This window comes from Flavobacterium branchiarum, from assembly GCF_030409845.1.
Taxonomy (GTDB): Bacteria; Bacteroidota; Bacteroidia; order Flavobacteriales; family Flavobacteriaceae; genus Flavobacterium; species Flavobacterium branchiarum.
Map to the genome: position 1 here is coordinate 453,307 of NZ_JAUFQQ010000005.1, position 23,187 is coordinate 476,493.

Here is a 23,187-nt window from a genome sequence, read left to right on the forward strand (position 1 = left end):
AAAAAGGCGTAAGAATCAAATCTTACGCCTTTTCTGCTATATATAAACTCTAAGTTATTATCTTGAATAATTTGGAGCTTCTTTTGTAATTGTTACATTATGAGGGTGACTCTCTGTAATTCCGCTAGAAGTTATTCTAACAAAACGTCCTGACTCTTGTAAAGTAGGAATATCTTTTGAACCACAGTATCCCATTCCCGCACGAAGCCCACCAATGAATTGCAGCATACTTTCGTTTAACTCTCCTTTGTAAGGAACACGACCTACAATTCCTTCTGGAACTAATTTCTTAACATCATCTTCAACATCTTGAAAATAACGATCTTTAGACCCACCTTCCATAGCTTCTACCGAACCCATTCCGCGGTAAGATTTGAATTTTCTTCCTTCAAAGATAATAGTTTCACCTGGAGATTCTTTTGTTCCTGCTAATAATGATCCTAACATAACACAGTCAGCTCCTGCGGCAATAGCCTTAGGAATATCTCCTGTATAACGTATTCCACCATCAGCAATTACTGGTACACCAGTTCCTTTTATTGCTGCAGCAACTTCTAAAACTGCTGAGAATTGAGGAAAACCAACTCCTGCAACAATACGAGTTGTACAGATTGAACCTGGTCCAATACCAACTTTTACTCCATCGGCACCATTTTCTACTAAATATTTAGCTGCTTCTGGAGTTGCAATATTACCTACGATAACATCGATTCCTGGGAATTTACTTTTTACTTCTTTTAATACATTTACAACACCTTCTGTATGTCCGTGTGCTGTGTCGATAATAATTGCATCAACACCTGCGTTCACAAGTGCTTCGGCTCTTTGTACTGCATCACCAGTTACTCCAATTGCAGCCGCAACGCGCAAACGTCCGTAAACATCTTTATTAGCAATTGGTTTTTGTGTAAGTTTTGTGATATCTCTAAAAGTGATTAATCCAACTAGTTCATAGTTAGCATTAACAACTGGTAATTTTTCTATTTTGTGTCCTTGTAAAACTACTTCGGCTTGTTCTAATGAAGTTCCTTCGGCTACGGTTACCAAATTTTCTTTTGTCATAACCTCAACAATTGGTCTTGCTCCATTTTTTTCGAAACGTAAATCACGATTGGTAACAATTCCTTTTAGGATTCTGTTTTCGTCAACAATTGGAATTCCACCAATTCCGAATTCTTTCATAGCCATTTTTGCATCTGCAATTGTAGAGCTTAATGGTAAAGTAACTGGATCGATAATCATTCCTGACTCTGCACGCTTTACTTTACGTACTTTTCCAGCTTGTTGCTCGATAGTCATGTTTTTATGTAAAACACCTATTCCTCCTTCTTGTGCCATAGCAATTGCCATTGCACTTTCGGTAACAGTATCCATAGCTGCAGATACAATTGGAACGTTAAGTGTAATATTTCGAGAAAATTTTGATTTGATACTTACTTCGCGAGGAAGCACATTAGAGTAGTTAGGTACTAATAATACATCGTCGTAAGTTAAACCTTCGCCGATAATCTTGGAGTTGTGTGCTTTCATGGTGCAATTTCTAGTTGAATTGCGTGCAAATATAGTAAATAAATTGAAAACATACACGTTATAGTATTCATAATTTTTTTATAACTATAAATCACAACACTTATTTTCAATTAAGAACGATCTTAAATCCACTTGCCCACTAGCCCAGATAGCAACGTAAATCCTTTATTGTGTTATCCTGACAGAGGAAGGATCATGCAATAAAGATTTAGTGAATAGCTGGATTAGCTCCTGATAAAAAATAACTTAATAGTATTCAGATTTTTCTTTGAAAATAAAATTCAAACCAAATTGAAACGTTGCACTGTTGGCTTTTGTAATATCTCTATACTCGAGAATATTATCGATCATGGCATACATATTAAACTTGCCCAAAGTGGTTGAAAATCCAAATCCGATATTTTTTGAAGAATAAGAATCGATTGTATAAGTTGCTTTGACTTGTAGATTTTGAAAAAGTGTACGTCTATAAAACGCCGTTAACGCTACCAGTGGTGTTTTTGGCGTAGACATTGCAAACAACTGAGCACCAACCCCATTGAGATATTCTGTTTCACCATGTGGTTTACAATTACATTCTTCATCTGATCTAGCCTCACCAAAAGAATACTGAATTGATGAATTAAATTTAACCGGGCGCCAAGTGGTGTATTTATTATACAATGTGTCTCGCGGGATTGCAGCTTCAAATTCATCAAATACATTTTCTGGCTTACTTGGATTGGTAAAATTAGGATTTACTCCCTCGTATTGGTAATATCCTTTATAAGTGAAATTTTCTACTTCTTTACTATGACGAATAAATCCAACATCGATAATACTTGCTGTAAACTGAATATTTTTTTTCGGATAATAGGTTATCCCTGCATCAAAACCGATTCCGTAATTCCCACCTAAAAAAGTTTTATGCGCAATATCTGAGGCAATACTTCCATTATAATCATCTTCGAGATATTCTGCAATTCCAGAAGTTTTCATCTCTAAATTAGAAGATATTATCTGATTATACATTGTCGTATTTGACATTCCGGTATAAATGTATCCTGAGTTCTTGGTTGAATTTGCATTCAATCCGCTAGAATATAATTTAGCTCTTCCTCCTAAAACGAGCTTATTGTTTATTTTTTTATGATACCCTACATGAAAGACTGAAAGCACTTCGCCCTTGACCCTTAACTGACTCAAATCAAATCTTTTTCCTATATAATTTTGATTTCCATCTAATGCTAATAGCGCTAAATCTTTGGGTGCATACATAAAGAAATCGGCTTCTTGATATATTCCAAATGAAATATATCCTTTGTTTTCAAGTCCACCAAGCTTAAATCCTCCTGAGAACAATTCAATTTGTTCGTTAACTGAAACAATATCGTTTTTGGACGCTTTATTTACAGCGTTTCTCAATTTAGTATTAAAATCGACTCCGTTATTTGCAAACAAATCATATGCAGAGAAACCACTTGAACCAACATTTACTGAGATACCCGATAATAAAGGCACTCCAAAATAATACTGATAAGAAATATCGGTACCTGGGTTTACAAGTAATGATTGTGGAACAGTCGCAAAGTTATATAAAACCTGCTTATTCTGTGCTAATCCAGAAACACTAACCGCTAAAAGTAAAATCAGATAAATTTTTCTCATTTGATTTCAAAGTAAAGGGTTGCTCCCGAACGTAATTTTAAATTTCCTGAACTATTTGCCGTTAATGGCGCTCCTGCAAGCATGGTGATTCTTATTTCTAGCTTGACTGATTTTTTTAATAAATCTAGCGTTGCATTTTCGAAGACATCGGTATGTTTTACGTTATTTGGCATGTTTGCATACGCAGGAACATTTATTTCTGTATCATGTACAACCTGATTTTTTTCGTCTAAAAAATCAAAACTAATAATGTAAGCTCGCGATATTGTATTTTCAATGTCAAAATTGAACTCGGCTTTCTTTAAGTTATCTCTAAAATAATTATCTCTAAATACATCAAAATCTTTTGCATCAAAAAAGATATCTTGCTCTGTTCCGTTATCAACAAATGCATTTGCTTTAACATCAAAATAAGTTAGATTAGCAACAACAACTGGCTTTAAGGTAAGATCTTTAGTTTGATCAAAATCTAAATCACTCGCGCACGAACAAAACAATATCGCAACGATTATTAACCTAAGAAACATATTATGGGGATACGGTTTCATCGCAAAATTATTTTTAGTTTAATACAAGACTAACAACGAATTTAAATTCTTACTTACTACTATTTAAAAATAAATCAATGCTTGTTTAGTGATAAGCACCAAACAATTTTGAAGCTTCATTATAAGCACTTTCAAAACTCATTGCTCTTATATTGGTATTTTGTTTTTGTGCTGTAAAATAAGATACCATTTTTTCTGTTGGCATATTCCCCGTTAGCTTGTCAGTTGCCATTGGGCACCCTCCAAAACCTTGAATTGCACCATCAAAACGATGACAGCCTGCATGAAAAGCAGCATCAATTTTTTCAAACCAAGTACTCGGTGTAGTATGTAAGTGTGCACCAAACTCAATTTGAGGATATTGTGCAATTAGATTCGAAAATAAATACGTAATAATATCTGGCGTTGAACTTCCTACAGTATCAGAAAGCGAGAGCGTTTTTACTCCCATTTTAGAAAGCTTCTCTGTCCACTCTCCTACTATATCTACATTCCAAGGATCTCCATATGGATTTCCAAATCCCATCGAAAGATACGTTATAACCTCTTTATTATTTTTGTCTGCTATTTCTAATATCTCCTGAAGTGTTATTATCGATTCAGCTATTGTTTTATGCGTATTTCGCATTTGAAAATTCTCAGAAATCGAAAATGGAAAACCTAAATAATGAATCTCTTTATGTTCTGAAGCTATTTCTGCTCCTTGCGTATTTGCTATAATCGCTAGCAATTTACTGGTTGTTTGCGACAAATCTAATTGTGCCAAAACAGCTGCAGTATCCTGCATTTGAGGTATTGCTTTTGGAGAGACAAAACTCCCAAAGTCAATCGTATCAAATCCTACTCGTAATAAAGACTGGATATATGAAACCTTATTCTTAGTTGGAATAAGCGTTTTAATGCCTTGCATAGCATCACGGGGACATTCTATAATCTTAATTTCTTTACTCAAAGCGATTCTGTTTCTGAATGCTAAGTTACAGTCTTTTTTATTTAAATAAAAAATATCGCTTTGTTTATTTTATTACACAAAAACGTAATAACAACTAATATTACACTAAAGCGTAATAATGAGTATTATTCCTTATCTTTGTAATGTTTATACACTGATAATGTGAATTTAAACTTCATATAATTAAAGAATAAATGTATAGAATGAAGAAGATTCGAAACAAAAATGGTATTTAATTTTTAATTATATTTGGATATGATAAGTATAATCACAGGAGATATTATCGGCTCTAGACAGCTAAAACCCAAAGATTGGATTGATGGTTTAAAAAAACTATTTAGTCATTTTGGTAAGAATCCAAGTGAGTGGGAAATTTATCGTGGAGATGAATTTCAGATTGAAATCAAAAATCCTGAAGATGCTTTATTATCATCATTATTAATAAAAGCATATTTAAGAACACTAAAACTTGATGCCAGAATGAGTATTGGCTTTGGAGATAAAACTCATAAAGCAAAGAAAATATCTGAAAGTAATGGAACTGCTTTTATATATTCTGGGGAACTTTTTGAAACATTAAAAAAGCAAAAAACAACTTTGGCCTTAAAATCCGGAAATGCTGAATTTGACACAAAGCTTAACTTAATGCTACGCTTAAGCCTGACTTTTATGGATAACTGGCTAGTTCCGGCAGCTGAATTTATAGTAATTGCAATACAGAATCCGACATTATCACAGGAAGAAATAGGTTTAAAACTAGGCATTAACCAAGCCGCTGTAAGTCGTAGACAAAAACGAGCACAATTTGATTTAATGATGGATTTAGACCGTTATTTTAGATCACAAATTAAAGAATTGCCCTTATGATACTATTTGTAAAATTATTTTTAGCCCACTTACTTGGCGACTTCATTTTTCAACCTAATTCTTGGGTTATCGATAAAGAAATCAAGAAACAAAAAAGTGTTTATTTATATATCCACGCAGGTTTACACGGTATTTTAACTTGGATCTTGGTTGGTGACTTATCTTTTGGATGGTACGCCCTTTTACTGGCAATTATTCATGGATTTATAGACTTTTTGAAGCTTCATTTCCAAAAAACTTCTACCAAAAGAGCGTGGTTCATTGGCGACCAAATAGCTCATTTTATAGTTTTAATTGCAATTGCTCTATTATACAATCAGCAAAAAATAGATTTACTTGGCTTTAACAACCAATTCTGGATTATCCTAACTGGCGTTTTACTTTTAACCAAACCAACTTCTATTTGTATCAAAAACCTCATCTCGATTTGGACACCCGAAAACAACAACGGTACTGATAATTCTCTTGCCAATGCAGGAAATTACATTGGCATACTAGAGCGTTTATTTGTATTTTGTTTTATTATCACAGGGCATTTTGAAGCCATAGGTTTTCTATTGGCAGCAAAATCTATCTTTAGATTTGGTGATTTAAAAGAAGCCAAAGACCGTAAACTAACTGAATACGTTCTTATAGGAACGCTATTAAGCTTTGGCGTTGCATTACTTACTGGCTTGATTGTCCAAGTAATGCTATTACAATCCTTTTAAAATTTCTTTATTGATCGCTTTTATCAAAGCCGGCCCTTCGTAGATAAATCCTGTATATAATTGAACTAAGCTTGCTCCTGCATTTAGTTTTTCGATAGCATCTTGAGCAGTATGAATTCCGCCTACTCCAATAATAGGAAATGCTTTATTGCTTTTTTCAGAAAGGAAACGAATTACTTCGGTAGATCTTTTAGTTAATGGCTTACCCGACAAACCACCTGCTTCTTCTTTATTTTCAGACTGTAGTCCGTCTCTTGAGATTGTTGTATTGGTTGCAATTACACCAGCAATTTGTGTTGTTTTAATAATATCTATAATATCTAATAACTGCTCATCTGTTAAGTCTGGAGCAATTTTCAATAAAATCGGCTTTGGTTTTGCATGTGTTACATTTCTATCTTGCAATGTTTGTAACAATTGTGTCAAAGGCTCTTTGTCTTGTAAAGCTCTCAAATTTGGTGTATTTGGCGAACTTACATTGACTACAAAATAATCAACATGATTAAATAATGCATCAAAACATATAATGTAATCATCGACTGCATTTTCATTTGGAGTTACTTTATTTTTACCAATATTTCCTCCAATTAAAACTCCTTTCTTTTGTTTTAATCGCTCTACTGCTTCGATGACACCGCCATTATTAAATCCCATTCGATTAATAATTGCCTGATCTTCTTTTAAACGAAACAATCTCTTTTTAGGATTTCCTTCTTGCCCAACTGGGGTTACGGTACCTATTTCTATAAATCCGAAACCAAAATCAGAAAGCTCTTTGTATAATTTAGCATCTTTATCAAATCCTGCTGCTAGTCCAACTGGATTACTAAATTTTATCCCGAAAACTTCTCGCTCTAAACGAGGGTCATTTTCTTTGTAAATCGCTTTTATAATCGATGAAACTCCTGGTATTTTTGAAATAAATCTAACGAATGAAAAAGTAAAATAATGAACTTCTTCTGGATCAAACCTAAAAAGTATCGGACGAATAAGCAATTTATACATAAGTGTGTTGGTGTTTTTTTGTGGCAGCAAATTTAATTATAATATACTAAAACGCACCCTATTTAATCAAAAAAACAGCGTACCAATTTAAGTACCCAAACGTTTTTGAATTGTAATTTTAATACTAAAATAAAAACAGTCCAAAAAAAAAGGTTCCATAGTAAGAGAAAACCGTTTTTTTGTTTCAATCAGGATGTTTCTAATCTAAAATAAAACAGCTGAAAAAATTGCCTATATTTGCTAAAAAAATAAAGAAATGCAACATATTATAGATCGATTTATTAGTTATGTAACAATTGATACAGAGTCTGATCCAAATTCACAATCTACTCCTAGTACTGCTAAACAATGGGACCTTGCTAATAAACTAGCAGAAGAATTAAAAACTATTGGTATGCATGACGTCACTATTGATGACAAAGCGTATATCATGGCGACTTTACCAAGTAACGTAGAACATGAAGTTCCAACTATTGGTTTTATATCTCACTTTGATACTTCTCCAGATTTTACAGGAGCCAATGTAAAACCTCAAATTATCCCTAATTATGACGGTAAAGACATTGTACTGAATGCAGAACAAAACATTATTTTGTCTCCAAGTTACTTTAAAGATTTATTACAATATAAAGGTCAAACCTTAATTACAACAGACGGAACTACTTTATTAGGTGCCGATGATAAAGCCGGAATTACAGAGATTGTATCGGCAATGGAATTCCTAATTAAAAATCCAGATATTAAACACGGTAAAATTAGAGTTGGGTTTACTCCCGATGAAGAAATTGGTCGTGGTGCACATCATTTTGATGTAGATAAGTTTGGTGCTGAATGGGCTTACACCATGGACGGAAGTCAGATTGGTGAGCTTGAATATGAAAACTTTAATGCAGCTGGTGCTAAAATTACTTTTAAAGGTAAAAGCGTACATCCTGGTTACGCCAAAGGAAAAATGATTAATTCATTACTTATTGCTAATGAATTTATCAACGAATTACCTAAAGGTGAAACTCCTCAAGAAACTAAAGGTTACCAAGGTTTTTTTCACGTACACCATATAAGTGGAACTATCGAAGAAACTGTTCTTGAACTTATCATTAGAGATCATAGTGCAAAAAAATTCGAAAGACGTAAAAAATTGATTGAGAGAATTACTAAAAAAATCAATCATAAGTTTGCTAAGAAATTCGGTGAACCGATCGTAATTACCGAAATAAATGACCAATACTACAATATGAAAGAAAAGGTTTTACCTGTAAAACATATTGTTGATATTGCTGAGAAAGCAATGAAAGAATTGAACATAAAACCATTAATAAAACCAATTAGAGGTGGAACGGATGGTTCTCAATTATCATACAAAGGATTGCCTTGCCCTAATATTTTTGCTGGTGGTCATAACTTTCATGGTAAATACGAATATGTTCCTGTAGAAAGCATGCAAAAAGCAACTGATGTTATCGTTAAAATTGCCGAAATGACTGCAATTCCTGGTATTTTTGATGTTCCTGTAAAGCCAACAAAAAAGAAATAAGACACTGACTATTTAGTCAAAAGACACTTAAAACTAAACCCACCTGCATTTCTTTTTGCAGGTGGGTTTTTCGTTTAATTCATTTTATAGAGATGCAATGTTGCAAATGCTGCAATATATTTTATCCTAAAATAGTTTCAATTGCTTTTAGTTCTTCTTGAGAAAAATCAAGATTTTGCAAACTATCGATATTATTATTTAACTGTCCTACTGAACTCGCACCAATTAAAACAGATGTAATACGCTTGTCTTTTAATAACCAAGCCAATGCCATTTGTGCTAAAGATTGATTTCTATTTTGAGCAATATCATTCAAGGCAATTATCTTTTGTACTTTTTGTTCCGATACTTCTTCGAGCTGTAAATGTCCGTTCGGATTTGAAGCTCTTGAATTCTCCGGAATTCCTTTTAGGTATTTATCTGTTAATAGCCCTTGTGCTAAAGGTGAGAACGCAATACAACCTACTCCTTTTTCTTCAAGAACATCCAGTAAACCCGCTTCTGGCTCACGAACAAACATCGAATATTTAACCTGATGAATTAAACAAGGCGTTCCTAATTCTTTTAAAATTGCAGTTGCTTCTCTGGTTTGTGCTGCATTATAATTGGATATTCCTGCGTATAATGCTTTTCCGCTTCTTACTGCGTAATCTAATGCCATCATGGTTTCTTCTAGTGGCGTTTCGGGATCAAAACGATGAGAATAAAAGATATCTACATAATCTAATTTCATGCGTTTTAAACTCTGATCTAAACTTGACAACAAGTATTTTCTAGATCCCCAATCGCCATACGGTCCATCCCACATGGTGTAACCTGCCTTGGTAGAAACTACAATTTGATCGCGCAAATTTCCTTGAAAATTATGCCAAAGAATTTTTCCGAAATTCTCTTCAGCCGATCCTGGAACTGGTCCATAATTATTGGCTAAATCAAAGTGAGTTATTCCTTTATCAAAGGCTCCTTTAATGATACGCTCACCATTCTCAAAATTATCTACTGACCCGAAATTATGCCATAGTCCCAAAGAAATTTGTGGTAATAACAAACCACTTTTCCCGCATCTATTATATTTCATTTTATTAATTTAAAGATTGAAAATTAAAGAACTTAACGGTAATCAACATATAAATTCTATTTCTGTAAAAATAAGAAATCGAAAGTATTACACAATTAATTTACACTAATTGAAATACTTTCGATTTATCGTTTTCTTGTTTTTAGTTTCCTAAAAACAATCTTTATAAAATCATCTTTTCTTCTTATTAATCAAACTTCTCAGAAATATCATGTATTTTTTTCAGTTTGAAAGAAAAATAAATATAAAAAGCTCCAATTGCAATAAAAGCAAAGGCTGTCCAATATACTAGTGAAAGACCTGCAAAAACAGGATTCCATAATAATATGAATGAAAATATAACTCCAAGAATCCCTAATACTAAAAGACTCCCCCAATCTGGCACTCTATAGCTCTTTAAATCAAAAGCCATAACGATCGCCATGATCGAACGGAATAAAATTACAAACCCTACGTATAATGGAAGTATCGTAATCGAAATTAATGGATTCGAAATTAGCAATATCCCTACTACCAGTCCTAAAATCCCAGATGCCAATGTCCAACCCCAGTTATCTATTTTTTTTCTGTTAGAAAGCGCAAAAATGATTTCAAAAATTCCACTTCCTAGAAATGAAATACTAAAAATCAATGCAAGGCTTAAATAAGCCGCTAAAGGCGTCATAAAAGACCAAATTCCGATTCCAATAAAAAGCAATCCCACTAAAAATGGAATATACCAATAATCAATTGCTTTTTTTACCTTTTTAAATAAAGAATTTCCCATAAATGTATTTTGCAAATCACGCTTACTCTATAAAGTTTTCAGCATCCCTTATAATTGATACCACACAATAAAACAATCCTTTATTTAGTCTATTTTATTACGATGTCTACCAAAGATAAGAAATATAAAATCTAATTTGTAAAATTTAACCCATAAATACATCATTAAATTTATAGTAATATCAACTATTTATCTTCTCTTCTTATAGTTAATCTTTTATTCTGAAATAAAACAAGAAGCAGGTAAATTGGCCTTATTGAATAAATTAGAATGAACCGTATTTCCCCATGCGAAACGAACTTTTACCAGAGTAATGCATTTTTTACTTTCCAACCAAACTTCACTATCTTTAATTTCGGCACTGGCTGGATAAAAAACACCATCAATTCCAGCTATTTCAAATTGCTCTTCCTTTCTATCTTTAAAATACAACCCATCTGCATAATCAAAAGACACTATTACTTTATTCCCTTCTATTTTAATTGCCTTATAAAGTGGGCTATTTACCAAATCGATATTGGTTTTATAAGTATTTGCTAAAGCAAGGTTCGCTAAGCGAATACCAACTGTTATTTTGTCTGTTGGATGAATTTCTTTCACATCACTAACATCGCTTATTACCACCATTCCTGTATTAGAAACTTCTTTGAGTACCCTGCGTTGTGCGTCTCTGACAATTACATTCCAAAAGTTATTACTTCCCGTTTTATTAGGAGCAATTTGAACAAAATAAAATGGAAAATCTTCTTTCCAAACTTTTCTCCAAGAGCCAATTAAAGCTACTAATGTTTTGTCGTAGGTTGTAGACCCTACATTCGATTCTCCTTGATACCAAATTGTTCCTGCAATTTTAAATCCTACAATGGGATGAATCATTGCATTATAAGCACGCCCGGGCAGTCTAGGCTCATATTCTTGTTCATTAAATCTCTTGGCGCTTTCAGCCAAAATAGCATCATTTGTAACTACCTCTTCGGGCATCCAAACCTCAACAGGAGTACCACCCATATTCGAAGAGATCAAACCTATCGGAACATCCTTCAATTCTTCTTGCAGTCGTTTAGCAAAGAAGTATCCAATAGCACTAAAATCTTTCATAGTTTCTGGTGTTGACTTAACCCAGTTTCCTGATAAATTATTTTGCGGTGTAGATGCAGTTAATTTTGGAACAGTAAAAAACCGAATATTTGAATTTGTCGCCTTTTGTACTTCCTCATTGCCATTATCAATTCCCCAGCTTGGAGTCATTTCCATATTAGATTGTCCTGAACAAATCCAAACTTCTCCTATAAGAATATTTTTGAGAACTATTTCATTTCTTCCTTTTACACTAATCGTATAAGGTCCTCCTGCTTGGGGTGTTGCAATCTTAAATTCCCATTGTCCCTCATTATTAGCAACAGTTTTATATTCCTTGTTATCCCAACTTGCTATTAATGCAATCTTTTCTTCTGGATTTGCCCAACCCAAAATGATGACTTCTGAATTGCGTTGCAATACCATATTATCACCAAAAATAGCAGGAAGAGAAATTGTTGTCATCATAGCACTTAAAATCATTTAGAATGAAAGCAAACTTAATCATTTAGTAGCTTTTATTATTAATCTTCAAAATTCATTGTATATCATTTTTTGATAATTAAAAACAACCGCTTATCTTTATAAATTAAATAATTTCCTTATTCAAAAATGAAGTTTACCTTTTACCTATTTACAGCCTTTGTATTATTTTCATCATTTACCACAAAAAAAGATCAGAAAATCACAAGTAATCAAATTCAAGAAATACAATCCATAATTGACAGAGACTCCATTATTACCTACTCTAAAAAATATCTGGGAACACCCTATCTATACGCTGGAAATACTCCTAAAAAAGGATTTGATTGTTCTGGCTTTGTTAATTATGTTTTTAAATATTTTGAGATTGACTTACCCCGAAGCTCAAGCGCTTACAAAAACATTGGTAAAGCAAAATCACCTGAAGATTTTAAAGTGGGAGATATTTTAGTTTTTTATGGATATAAAGACAAAAAAAGAATAGGTCATCTTGGAATAATTTGTGAAGCCAATGGTATGAAATCAAAATTTATTCATGCTTCATCTGGAAAAATAAAAAGCGTAATAATTAGCGCATTAGACTCAAATCACTACAGCAATCGCTTTTATAAATGCATAAATGTATTGCCTAAATAAAAAAAATGATTCATTACTGTAATAAGTTAAGGCATAAAAAAAACTCCAAGCAATTTAACATGCTTGGAGCCTAGACATTATAACTAACTACTTTTATAAAACTATTCCTTTTAATGTAAGTACTTTTGGTGTTGCTTCTGCACTTGTTACTACAGTAACAGTTTTAGAAAAAGCACCTTTGCTAGCAGCATTATACGTCGCTGTAATCTTTGCAGATTTTCCAGGTAAAATCGGTTCTTTTGTATAATTTGTTGCAGTACACCCACAAGATCCCTGAACACTTGTAATAACTACAGCTGTTTTTCCTGTGTTTTTAAATTCAAAATCAATTTCTTTTGGTACATTCAGTGGTATTTGCCCAACATCGATAGTTTCTGCTTTCCATGTAATTGATCCTGCGAATGCAGAAGCTTTTGCTACTATTGTTTCTACTGGAGCAATCGCTGAGAAAGACATTAAACCTAAAGTCAATACTAATAATAATGGTCTGATAATTTTCATAAGCTTAAATTTTAAAATGATTATTTGGTTTGTTATTTTGAACATTACAAATTTAAATAGACTAAAAACGAAACGCTGTTAACCGCTTTCAAATGTTTGTTAACGACTTGTTAATCGCTGTTTTTAAAGATATTTTTGATTAATATTACACCTTGTAAATTACATTTAAGTGAAAATAAACAGACTCAACAGCATTATCCTTCTGGGGTTTATAGCAATCATCGGCATACTAGTCGTGCAATTACTATGGACTAAAGAAGCTTTTACCCTTGAGCAAAAAAAACTAAACCAAAAAACGCATATTGCTTTACTTGAAGTGGCAAAAAAACTACATGAAAGTAATAGCAATGAATTACCTGCTCAAAGTCCTATCCAAAAAATATCTAATGACTATTATGTTGTAAACATCGAAAATGATTTTGAGCCCGATATCTTAGAATTTTATTTAAAATCGGAATTCAAGAAAATGAATATCACAACCGATTTCGAATACGCCATGTACAACTGTCAGAGTAACGAAATGGTTTATGGAGATCATGTTTCACTATCTAAAAAATTAGATAAAAAACAATCCGTTCATTTCCCTAAGCATAAAAATCTGGTTTATTATTTTGCTGTTCGATTTCCTAATGAAACTAGTTATATCTTTAGTTCAATGCGCTTTTGGTTTGTACTTTCGATACTTATTATTATTATTTTACTAATCTATATCTACTCTGTTTTTACGCTTTTACAGCAAAAAAAATATTCTGAGTTACAGCGTGATTTTATCAATAATATGACACACGAGTTTAAAACTCCTTTGGCTTCAATTTTAATTGCTTCTAATTATTTGATTAAACAAGCCCCAATCAAAGAAGATAAAAAACTCGAAAAGTATACTGAAATCATCATCAATCAAAGTGGTAAACTAAACAATCATATTGAGAAAATTTTAAGTATTGCAAAATCTGATTATACTCCATTAGAACTAGAACTTAAAAATATTTTAATTATTCCTGCTATTGAGGAAACAATAGAAAACATCAAACTAAAATACCCTGATACAACTATTAAAATTGAATCGGATGCTACAAATTATACCATTGTTGCTGACATTTTTCATTTTACAAACATCGTTTATAATCTCCTTGATAATGCAATAAAATATTGCGATACCAAACCCGAAATCACAATTCGTCTGGCTACAGATAATCAATTCTTAAAAATTGCTTTTATAGATAACGGAATTGGAATTGCCAACAAGAACATTTCTTTTATTTTTGACAAATTCTACAGAATTCCAAATGAAAAAAGCACCCAGTCAAATGGTTTTGGATTAGGCTTGTATTATGTAAAAAAGATTTGCAACTTGCATCAGTGGAAAATCAATGCTACTAACAATCCAAAAAAAGGGATTACCATAACCATATCAATTCCGTATAAAAAATGAGTATTTTCAAAATCCTTTACACCGAAGATGATGAAACTTTAGGGTTTCTTACCAAAGATAATCTTGAACAAAATAATTACGATGTAACGCATTGTTGCGACGGAAAACTAGGTCTTGAAGCTTTTAACAAAGGTAATTTCGATATTTGTATTTTGGATATTATGATGCCAAAAATAGATGGATTTGAACTCGCTACTGAAATAAGAAAACTCAATTCTGACATTCCTATTATTTTTCTTTCGGCCAAAACGCTTAAGGAAGATAGAATAAAAGGATTGCGACTTGGTGCCGATGATTACCTCATTAAACCTTTTAGTATTGAAGAACTACTTCTGAAAATTGAAATATTTTTAAAACGTTCACACAAGAATGACTCTATAGATAAATTTATTTATAAAATTGGAAAATATCATTTTGACACTAAGAACTTTATTCTTTTTAATGAAAATGAAAAAATAGGCCTTACACAACGTGAAGCTGAATTATTAAAATTATTTCTTGACAATAAAAATTCCGTTTTAAAAAGAGAGCAGATTCTAACTTCGCTTTGGGGAGACGATGATTATTTTATGGGCCGAAGCTTAGATGTTTTTATTTCGCGTCTGCGCAAAATTTTAGCAAACGAACAAGGTATTTCTATAGAAAACTTACACGGAATTGGTTTTAGATTTACAATCTAATCCTTGTCTAAATATATAGAATTTTGTAATTTTAATATTCAAACATTCCAGACATGAGATTGCATCATTTACGTAATGCCACTTTAGTAATTGAAACAGAAAAGCACGTTATTTTAGTTGACCCAATGTTAGGCAAAAGGAAGACTATTGCTCCTTTTAGTCTTTTTCGTTTCAAACCAAAAAGAAATCCGCTTACCTATTTACCAAAAAACAGTAGAGCCATTTTAAGTAAAGTTACCCATTGCATCATTACTCATTTACACCCAGATCATTTAGATAAGGCTGGTGAGGTTTTTTTAAGAAGAAAATCAATTCCTGTAATTTGTAGTACTAAAGATGAAGATGCCCTTACAAAAAGAGGTGTAACTGTTGTTCAGACTCTGGATTATTGGAAGTCACAAGATTTTTTAGATGGAACAATTACAGGCATTCCTGCTGTTCATGGTTATGGCTTCATTACAAAACTGATGGGAAATGTAATGGGATTTTATATTGAACTTCTTAATGAAAAATCCATTTATATTAGTTCTGATACTATTTTTACTAAAGATGTAGAAAAAGTATTAACTGAGTTTAAACCCGATATTGCAACTATTGCTTGCGGTACAGCTAGATTAGATATTGGTCAACCGCTATTAATGAGAATGAATGATATTCTAAAATTTATTGCTCTTGCACCTGGAAAAGTCTTTGCAAATCATCTAGAGGCCTTAAATCATTGCCCAACAACTAGAACAGAACTTAGACTTGCTCTAACAGCAAATAATCTTTTATCAAAGACTTCGATTCCTAACGATGGTGAATCTGTTGAGTTTTTATAAAACCAACAATCCAAATTCTCTTAAAGTATTCACAGGTTTTGAATACCAAAACAATTCAAAATCATCAAAATTAGTTTCAAAATCGGCTTTGATTTCCTGAAAATTATAGGTTTTAGTTTTTGCCACCGAAATTTTCTGTAATATTTCAACTAGCCACTCTCCTTCATTTTTATTTGTCAGAATACTAAAACTTTCTTTTTTATCATGAAAAGTAAGCGTTAGCATTTCCCAAGAGTTTCCTTTTTTAGATTTGGTAAAAGATTCTGTAAAAGGCTTCCCTCCTAACCAAACAATTTTAGCTGTGGGTTTTATATTGAAATCTTCTGACTCTTGTAAAGCATCAAAAATAAAATCTGATCCAATCTTAGTTTTTGGAATTTTAAAATCAAACCAATCTTGAAGCTCATAATCAAAACAAATTCCGTGCATGAAATTGAATAATGATTTCTTAAGTCCAAAACTAAATTTATCGTGATTGATTCCCGTAGAATCTGTATAATCAATATCATTATTGGCAAAAGTTCCAATAGCTTCTGTTGCTTTTTTTACACCAAATTTTTCAGGATACATTCCTACCGGACTATGCGCAGTCATGGCAAACTGATGCCAAAATCCAGATTGTAAAATCCCTGCTTCAAATAACTGACGCACCATTTCTAGACTATCAACCGTTTCTTGAACTGTTTGCGTTGGATATCCGTACATTAAATAGGCATGAACCATAATACCTGCTTCGGTAAAATTACGCGTCACTTTTGCTACTTGTTCTACAGTTACTCCTTTATCGATTAATTTCAATAACCTATCCGAAGCAACTTCTAGCCCTCCCGAAACGGCAATACAGCCCGATGCTTTTAATAATAAACATAAATCGGCTGAAAAACTTTTCTCGAAACGAATATTTGTCCACCAAGTTACAGCTAACTTTCTTCGAAGAATTTCGAGCGCCAAAGCACGCATAAGTGCAGGCGGAGCAGCTTCATCTACATAATGAAATCCGTTTTGTCCTGTTTGCGCCATCATGTCTTCCATTCGATCACATAACAAACTTGCAGCAACAGGTTCATAAACCTTTATGTAATCTAATGAAATATCACAAAAGGTACATTTTCCCCAATAACAACCATGTGCCATTGTTAGTTTATTCCAGCGTCCGTCACTCCACATTCTATGCATCGGATTGACAATTTCTATAACCGAAATATATTTATCCAATAGCAAGTCAGAATAATCTGGTGTTCCTACTTGAGATTGCTTATAATCTTGCTTAAGCGAATTGTTTTTATAAACTACTTCTCCATTTTCTAGCAGAAAAGTTCGCTTGTATGAATTAGCTTCTGGGTTTTCTATACTCGAAATTAGTTCTTCGATGGGCACTTCTCCATCATCTAAAGTGATAAAATCGAAAAACTCAAAAACTCGTTTATCTGAAAGTGAGCGCAACTCAGTATTTGGGAAACCACCACCCATTGAAATTTTAATTTCAGGATGATTTTGTTTTACCCACTGTGCAGATCTAAATGCGCTATATAAATTCCCAGGAAAAGGAACTGAGATTAAAAAAAATATTGGTTTTACCGATTCGATACGTTCTTTTAAAATCGAAATTAAAACCTCATCAATATAGGTAGTCTCTTGTTGTAAAGCTTGGTACAATTCGTCAAAAGAATTAGCACTTCGTCCTAAACGTTCTGCATAGCGACTGAAACCAAAATTCTCATCGATACATTCTACAATAAAATCCGAAATATCTTCAAGATACAAGGTTGCTAAATGTTTCGCTTTGTCCTGCGTTCCCATTGTTCCAAAAGCCCAATCAAGTTCTTCTAATTGTGCAAAACGAGAAGCCTCTGGCAAGAAATCTTCCTGACAAATTTGTAATGCTAATGTTGGATTCTTTCCTTGCAAAAAGGCAATTACAGCATCAATCGTCTTAAGATACTCCTCTTGAAGCGCAAAAATACGTTTAGAGTTATCTGAGATTTCAGAAACTTCAAACTTTGAACTTGAACCTTCAAATACATCTGTTAATCCTTTCTTCGAAAACAATTCTAGAATTACTTCGATACCCAAATCTGCCTGAACAGATTCTATATTTTTAGTATTCAGAAACCCCTTGATATAAGCGGTTGCTGGATACGGCGTATTCAATTGAGTAAATGGAGGTGTAATTACAAAAAGCTTCGTTTTCAAGGCAACAATATTTTCTGCAAAAATACGGCATATTTATAATGTTTTTGCAAAAAGATTTAGATCCTATTTTTCAAGCAAAAACCCTTTAAGAATAATTATCAAAAGGCTTTGCTATTTTATTACTTCCTCAACTAAAACTTATGTTCTTTTTTACTGATTACTAACAATGACAACATCGAAATAAAAGCCGCAATACTAAGATAAAAACCTACATAGGTTAAATCATAAGTACTTGCTAGCCAAATCGCAATCATTGGTGCGAATGCTGCACCAATAATTCCTGCCAAATTAAAAGTTAATGAAGCTCCTGAGTAACGAACATTCGTTGGAAATAATTCAGATAGAAACGTTCCTAAAGGCCCATAAGTGAATCCCATCAAAGCCATTCCTAAGCATAAAAAGAATGTTACCATCGCTGTATTTCCTGAATTTAAAAAATAGGAAAAGAAAAAACCAAAAACAGCTATGGCTCCCGTAGTTAAAATTAATATTTTACGACGTCCGATTTTATCCGCAACTACAGCCGAAATTGGAATAAATAAAGCGAAAAACAATACTGAAAATAACTGAATCAATAAAAAGTCTCTTTTTGCATAACCCAAATCAGAAGTTGCCCAACTCAATGTAAATACGGTCATTAAATAAAACACCAAGAATGTTGTAACCGCTGCAAGTGTTCCAAATATCAATTGATTTTTATACGACTTGACCAAAGTTAAAAATGGAATTTTCACTTCTTCTTGTTCCTTTTTAGAATTTTCAAAAGAAGGTGTTTCTGTTATTTTAGTTCGGATATAAAACCCAACCACTACCAAAAGTGAACTGGCGATAAAAGGAATTCTCCATCCATAATTCATAAAATCTTCATTACTCATTGAATCTGTTAGTAATAAAAAAGTACCTCCAGAAAGCAACAACCCAATTGGCGCCCCTAATTGTGGGAACATGCCATACCAAGCACGTTTATTTGGTGGTGCGTTTTCGATAGCTAGCAAAACAGCTCCTCCCCATTCTCCACCTAATCCAACGCCTTGTCCAAATCGGCATAACATCAATAATAAAGGAGCAGTGACACCAATACTTGCGTAACTAGGTAAAAAACCAATGGCTACTGTCGAAATTCCCATAGTCAATAATGCAGCAACTAAAGTAAATTTACGTCCAATTTTATCTCCATAATGTCCGAAAAATGCAGAACCCAAAGGGCGAGATAAAAAAGCAATCGAAAAAGTGGCTAGTGACTCTAATGTTGCCATTGTAGGATCTGAACTTGGAAAAAATAACTGAGGAAAAACTAAAACCGCAGCATTGGCATAAATATAAAAGTCGAAAAACTCGATTGTGGTACCAATTAAACTACCAAAAAGAACGTGTTTTGTGGAATTTATTTTTTTTGAATTATTTTTCATGTGATTAAATATAAATTTTAAGAAAACAAGATGCAAAAATGAAGCTAATTCCTAAAATGAACAAATATTTATCTTTGAAATTAAAATATCTTTGTGAAAATCACAATCAAAAATAGAGTCAATACTCTAATTAAAATGTTCTGTCAAAAAATATAACATAAATGGCCGGAATTTCTTCCGACCACTACTACCGCTATAGGTAGTTTTTAGTTTTTACAAGCTTTTCACTTCTATTGTTTTAATAATATTATTTGATCAGCTGTAGGCATAATTTGTTTCGCTCCTCCATTAGGACAACTATTTTGATCAATAATCATCGATTCAGTAACTAAGAATAAAGTCATTTTTGTATTATTACTGTCTTTTAAGAAATCAATGAATATAGTACCTGCTTGCCCGCAATTTGCATTTTTACCACTATAATTTAAAGCGTAGGTAGTAGTATCAAGATAATCTCCTCTAATTACATAAGGACTAGAATCAGGCAATGCTCTTGTATCTTCAATCACAGTACCATTACTATTTATTACAAGGTAACGCATTAATAATATATCTTCTTTAAAACTCTCTCTTACGGCTAAGAATTTTGTTATTCTAAATTCGTAATTTTTACCACCATAAGTTCCTTTCCAAGTACCAATAAATTTGTCTAAAACATGATTTACATCTTGTAAGTATGCTCCTTTTGGAAATGCTTTGTTAGTATCCATGTATTTTAAAACTTCTTCTGTAGTAACTATAATTTGCGCTTTAGAAGATAAATTACATACAATCAGAATACTTATAATAATTATTTTTCTCATCGTATTTGTTTTAGATTTTATGGACATGGTGTTGTTGTTAGTTTATCTTTAAACTTAACAAAACAACTTCAGAAGAAAAACCTTAAAACAGAAAAGCAGTATTTCAAAAAACACTGCTTTTGTTTTGATTTCTAAAATTGAGAATTAAAGTTATCTACTGTTTGATTAAGCTCATTTTGGTTGTTGGAAATAATTGCGGGGCTGCACCATTGGGACAATATTCTTCAATTATAAAATCTTGTCTAGGGGTAAGAAACAGTTCTATGGCGCTATTATTTATGTTTTTTGTCAACATAACAACTAATTCTCCCCCTTGTCCACATTGGCTTTGACGGCCTGTATAAGTTAAAACAAAATAGGTTTTGTTAAAATAAGAACTTTTCGCTGTATAAGGGCTGTCATCTGGCTCTGCTCTGGTATCTTCTAAAACACTACCGTTAGTGTCTTTAATAATATAACGCATTATTAATCTGTCTTGGGTTAGACCATCATATGTAGTCATTTTTTTTGTAAATGTGATTTCATAATTTCTCCCATTATAAGTTCCTTTCCAAGTGCCTACATAATTATCCCTAATACCATTTATATCTTTTAAATAAGTGACACTTTCAGGGATACCATTATCAGCTTGGATATATTCTGCTAAGTTTTCTATTGGAACAACTGATTGTGCTTTACAGGATAAATTGCATACAGTCAGAATACTTATAATAATTATTTTTTTCATCGTATTTGTTTCAGATTTTATGGACATGGTGTTGTTGTTAGTTTATCTTTAGCGTCTAGAGTTTTTTTGTCAGTAGTACCATCATTATTTATTTTGAACAAAGAAATACCAGTAATATTATTTTCTTTCATGAATTTTAAAAAACCTCGTTCTTTTGAGTTACTTTTTCGCATTGTAGTTTCATATTTTTCATTTAACTCTTTAAAATTCAATCCCAGATTAAGATTACTATAAGAGTCTTCAAGTCTAAGTGTATAATTTCCTTTACTAGAAATCATAGTCCCATAAATATCTGATAAAGGAATTCCATTTTTGTTGGCTTTTACCAAAAGTACCATAAAAGATTGTACATCTGCGGGAGAAAACATTTTAATAGGCCGATTAATAATTGGGTTATCGTTTAAATCTGCAGTTCCAGTATCATAATCGTCAAGATGGGTATGCATATAACCAATGGTATTAGCATCATGCGGTAGTTTCATCGAATCACTACTTAAATTAGTAAGAGCTGTAAAAGACCTGTCCTTGTTTTCCAAATAACCAGTTTCCTTTTTTAGTTTTGTCTTCTTGCTTAATTCATCCTGTTTAGCTTTAAAATTTGGATTTGTATTCTGCTTTTTAATTTGATCGCAAGGGTTTTCAGTATTTCCCGTTGTACCGCCACCACCGCCACTACCATGAGGAGGATTTGTATATTCAGACGGATTAGTCACTCCTCCGAATGAGGGACCACGAGGGATATAGGTCATAGGAGGAAACGTTGGTGGTGATGATGGAGACGTAATTACAACATCTCTAAGCGGTATAGCAGGAGAACTACTACTACTTCCTCCTCCTCCTTTGGGTTCTTCTTCATCAAGACAAAGAGAACAAGGGGAGGCTATCATTTTACTTTGTTCATTGTTACTGACAGGCGATAACATTGCTACTATTCCTTCTTGAATAACTTTATTATTCTCAAATTTAGCTACTTTTATAAAACCATTTTTCAAATTCCAAGAGCTAATGTATCCATTAAAATCACCACCATCTATTGATTGGCTACTATTGTTTGAACTTATATCGGGGAATATCTCAAAGATTAATGCTTCATAATTATTTTCACTTATCTTATAAAGATACAAATTTTGTTTCCAAATTTCTGATGCATTTCTTTTGCGTTCAACGATAGGAACAATAATGGTTTCAGTCCCATCTTCTGAGGTTGTTCTTTTGGCTTGACTCCAATTGTATTCTAAATTTTGAAATATATCAAAATTTGGGCTTTCAGCTTCGTACTTTTTAAACCAAGTTTGAGCATCTAAAGTTTGATTTGTTACCATTTCTTCAGTACTGCAAGAGTAGACAAGAAGAATAAATAAAGATAAAGAGTAGCTTAAGATATTAAGGATAGCTTTTTTCATACATACATATATTTTTAAACAAGCAATAGTAATACTTTTTTTCCAAAAAATCAAGTATTAGCTAAAAATTACTCAAAAAAGACTACAAAAAATTATTTTATTTAACAATATACTAACTTAAGTATTGATGTTGCTAGGATCCTAATTTTATCGAAAACCTAACCTTGTAACGTTTCCATGTTGTTCAGTAAACGCTTTTTCTGGAACTTCTTTTTTTGACCTCTTATCAAAGGCAGTTAACTGCCAAGGGGTAATATTTTCGATATTAATGTAAAGCGCATCATACGGCTTATATTTAGTAATTTGAATACCAACAATTATACACTGTCTAAACTCGTAAAATGAATTGTAATTTTGGATTGAGCTTACAGAATTAAGAATTTCT

The 23,187-nt window shown here is 32.5% G+C and carries 21 protein-coding genes; 7 read left to right on the forward strand and 14 right to left on the reverse strand.

The window, feature by feature from the left end:
* Positions 1–57: 57 nt before the first annotated feature.
* From guaB to QWY99_RS13965, 4 genes are all read right to left on the reverse strand, one after another.
* Positions 58–1,530: an IMP dehydrogenase gene (gene guaB, locus QWY99_RS13950; RefSeq protein ID WP_290266109.1), complete on the reverse strand. Its 1,473-nt coding sequence runs from the start codon at positions 1,528–1,530 to the stop codon at positions 58–60.
* A 246-nt stretch (positions 1,531–1,776) separates the two neighbouring features.
* On the reverse strand, positions 1,777–3,177 hold the full coding sequence (locus QWY99_RS13955) for a DUF5723 family protein (protein ID WP_290266110.1): 1,401 nt from the start codon (positions 3,175–3,177) through the stop codon (positions 1,777–1,779).
* Positions 3,174–3,725: a hypothetical protein gene (locus QWY99_RS13960; RefSeq protein WP_290266111.1), complete on the reverse strand. Its 552-nt coding sequence runs from the start codon at positions 3,723–3,725 to the stop codon at positions 3,174–3,176. The genes QWY99_RS13955 and QWY99_RS13960 overlap by 4 nt, the downstream gene beginning before the upstream one ends.
* An 85-nt stretch (positions 3,726–3,810) precedes the next feature.
* A complete protein-coding gene (locus QWY99_RS13965) occupies positions 3,811–4,677 on the reverse strand; it encodes a hydroxymethylglutaryl-CoA lyase-like TIM-barrel protein (RefSeq protein WP_290266112.1) in 867 nt (288 codons plus the stop codon).
* 255 nt (positions 4,678–4,932) lie between these two features.
* Here QWY99_RS13965 and QWY99_RS13970 point away from each other — a divergent pair, with 255 nt between their 5' ends.
* Together QWY99_RS13970 and QWY99_RS13975 are read left to right on the forward strand one after the other, a co-directional pair.
* Entirely contained in the window at positions 4,933–5,544 is a 612-nt protein-coding gene (locus QWY99_RS13970; RefSeq protein WP_290266113.1) for an RNA polymerase sigma factor sigma-70 region 4 domain-containing protein, read from the forward strand.
* Positions 5,541–6,254, forward strand: a complete 714-nt coding sequence (locus QWY99_RS13975; RefSeq protein WP_290266114.1) for a DUF3307 domain-containing protein — start codon at positions 5,541–5,543, stop codon at positions 6,252–6,254. Before QWY99_RS13970 ends, QWY99_RS13975 begins: the two co-directional genes overlap by 4 nt.
* Here QWY99_RS13975 and QWY99_RS13980 read toward each other — a convergent pair.
* Positions 6,240–7,259 (reverse strand): quinone-dependent dihydroorotate dehydrogenase, encoded by a 1,020-nt coding sequence (locus QWY99_RS13980; protein WP_290266115.1) that lies wholly within the window; start codon positions 7,257–7,259, stop codon positions 6,240–6,242. The two genes, QWY99_RS13975 and QWY99_RS13980, sit on opposite strands and share 15 nt — an antisense overlap.
* A 256-nt stretch (positions 7,260–7,515) precedes the next feature.
* On the opposite strand from QWY99_RS13980, the gene pepT reads away from it, so the two are divergent.
* Positions 7,516–8,793 (forward strand): peptidase T, encoded by a 1,278-nt coding sequence (gene pepT / locus QWY99_RS13985; protein WP_290266116.1) that lies wholly within the window; start codon positions 7,516–7,518, stop codon positions 8,791–8,793.
* Between the two features lie 121 nt (positions 8,794–8,914).
* On the opposite strand, the gene QWY99_RS13990 is transcribed toward pepT, so the two are convergent.
* From QWY99_RS13990 to QWY99_RS14000, 3 genes are all read right to left on the reverse strand, one after another.
* The gene (locus QWY99_RS13990) at positions 8,915–9,871 is read right to left on the reverse strand and encodes an aldo/keto reductase (protein WP_290266117.1); all 957 of its coding nucleotides are present in this window, start codon (positions 9,869–9,871) and stop codon (positions 8,915–8,917) included.
* A 187-nt stretch (positions 9,872–10,058) separates the two neighbouring features.
* Complete coding sequence (locus QWY99_RS13995) at positions 10,059–10,637, reverse strand: HdeD family acid-resistance protein (RefSeq protein WP_290266118.1); 579 nt, start codon at positions 10,635–10,637, stop codon at positions 10,059–10,061.
* A gap of 216 nt (positions 10,638–10,853) precedes the next feature.
* A complete protein-coding gene (locus tag QWY99_RS14000; protein ID WP_290266119.1) occupies positions 10,854–12,182 on the reverse strand; it encodes a sialate O-acetylesterase in 1,329 nt (442 codons plus the stop codon).
* A gap of 144 nt (positions 12,183–12,326) precedes the next feature.
* On the opposite strand from QWY99_RS14000, the gene QWY99_RS14005 reads away from it, so the two are divergent.
* Entirely contained in the window at positions 12,327–12,833 is a 507-nt protein-coding gene (locus QWY99_RS14005; RefSeq protein ID WP_290266120.1) for a C40 family peptidase, read from the forward strand.
* Between the two features lie 93 nt (positions 12,834–12,926).
* On the opposite strand, the gene QWY99_RS14010 is transcribed toward QWY99_RS14005, so the two are convergent.
* On the reverse strand, positions 12,927–13,334 hold the full coding sequence (locus QWY99_RS14010) for a DUF1573 domain-containing protein (RefSeq protein ID WP_290266121.1): 408 nt from the start codon (positions 13,332–13,334) through the stop codon (positions 12,927–12,929).
* A 169-nt stretch (positions 13,335–13,503) separates the two neighbouring features.
* Between QWY99_RS14010 and QWY99_RS14015 the strand changes: the two genes are divergently transcribed.
* From QWY99_RS14015 to QWY99_RS14025, 3 genes are read left to right on the forward strand one after another with little or no spacing between them, the layout of a single operon-like run.
* The gene (locus QWY99_RS14015) at positions 13,504–14,766 is read left to right on the forward strand and encodes a sensor histidine kinase (RefSeq protein ID WP_290266122.1); all 1,263 of its coding nucleotides are present in this window, start codon (positions 13,504–13,506) and stop codon (positions 14,764–14,766) included.
* Positions 14,763–15,446: a response regulator transcription factor gene (locus tag QWY99_RS14020; RefSeq protein WP_290266123.1), complete on the forward strand. Its 684-nt coding sequence runs from the start codon at positions 14,763–14,765 to the stop codon at positions 15,444–15,446. The genes QWY99_RS14015 and QWY99_RS14020 overlap by 4 nt, the downstream gene beginning before the upstream one ends.
* Before the next feature lie 53 nt (positions 15,447–15,499).
* Complete coding sequence (locus QWY99_RS14025; protein WP_290266124.1) at positions 15,500–16,267, forward strand: MBL fold metallo-hydrolase; 768 nt, start codon at positions 15,500–15,502, stop codon at positions 16,265–16,267.
* On the opposite strand, the gene QWY99_RS14030 is transcribed toward QWY99_RS14025, so the two are convergent.
* From QWY99_RS14030 to QWY99_RS14050, 5 genes are all read right to left on the reverse strand, one after another.
* The gene (locus QWY99_RS14030; protein WP_290266125.1) at positions 16,262–18,460 is read right to left on the reverse strand and encodes a B12-binding domain-containing radical SAM protein; all 2,199 of its coding nucleotides are present in this window, start codon (positions 18,458–18,460) and stop codon (positions 16,262–16,264) included. The genes QWY99_RS14025 and QWY99_RS14030 overlap by 6 nt on opposite strands.
* 131 nt (positions 18,461–18,591) lie before the next feature.
* A complete protein-coding gene (locus QWY99_RS14035; protein ID WP_290266126.1) occupies positions 18,592–19,869 on the reverse strand; it encodes an MFS transporter in 1,278 nt (425 codons plus the stop codon).
* A 230-nt stretch (positions 19,870–20,099) separates the two neighbouring features.
* Positions 20,100–20,672: a DUF6705 family protein gene (locus QWY99_RS14040; RefSeq protein WP_290266127.1), complete on the reverse strand. Its 573-nt coding sequence runs from the start codon at positions 20,670–20,672 to the stop codon at positions 20,100–20,102.
* A 154-nt stretch (positions 20,673–20,826) separates the two neighbouring features.
* On the reverse strand, positions 20,827–21,399 hold the full coding sequence (locus tag QWY99_RS14045; RefSeq protein ID WP_290266128.1) for a DUF6705 family protein: 573 nt from the start codon (positions 21,397–21,399) through the stop codon (positions 20,827–20,829).
* A gap of 17 nt (positions 21,400–21,416) precedes the next feature.
* A complete protein-coding gene (locus QWY99_RS14050) occupies positions 21,417–22,802 on the reverse strand; it encodes a hypothetical protein (protein ID WP_290266129.1) in 1,386 nt (461 codons plus the stop codon).
* Positions 22,803–23,187: the final 385 nt, after the last annotated feature.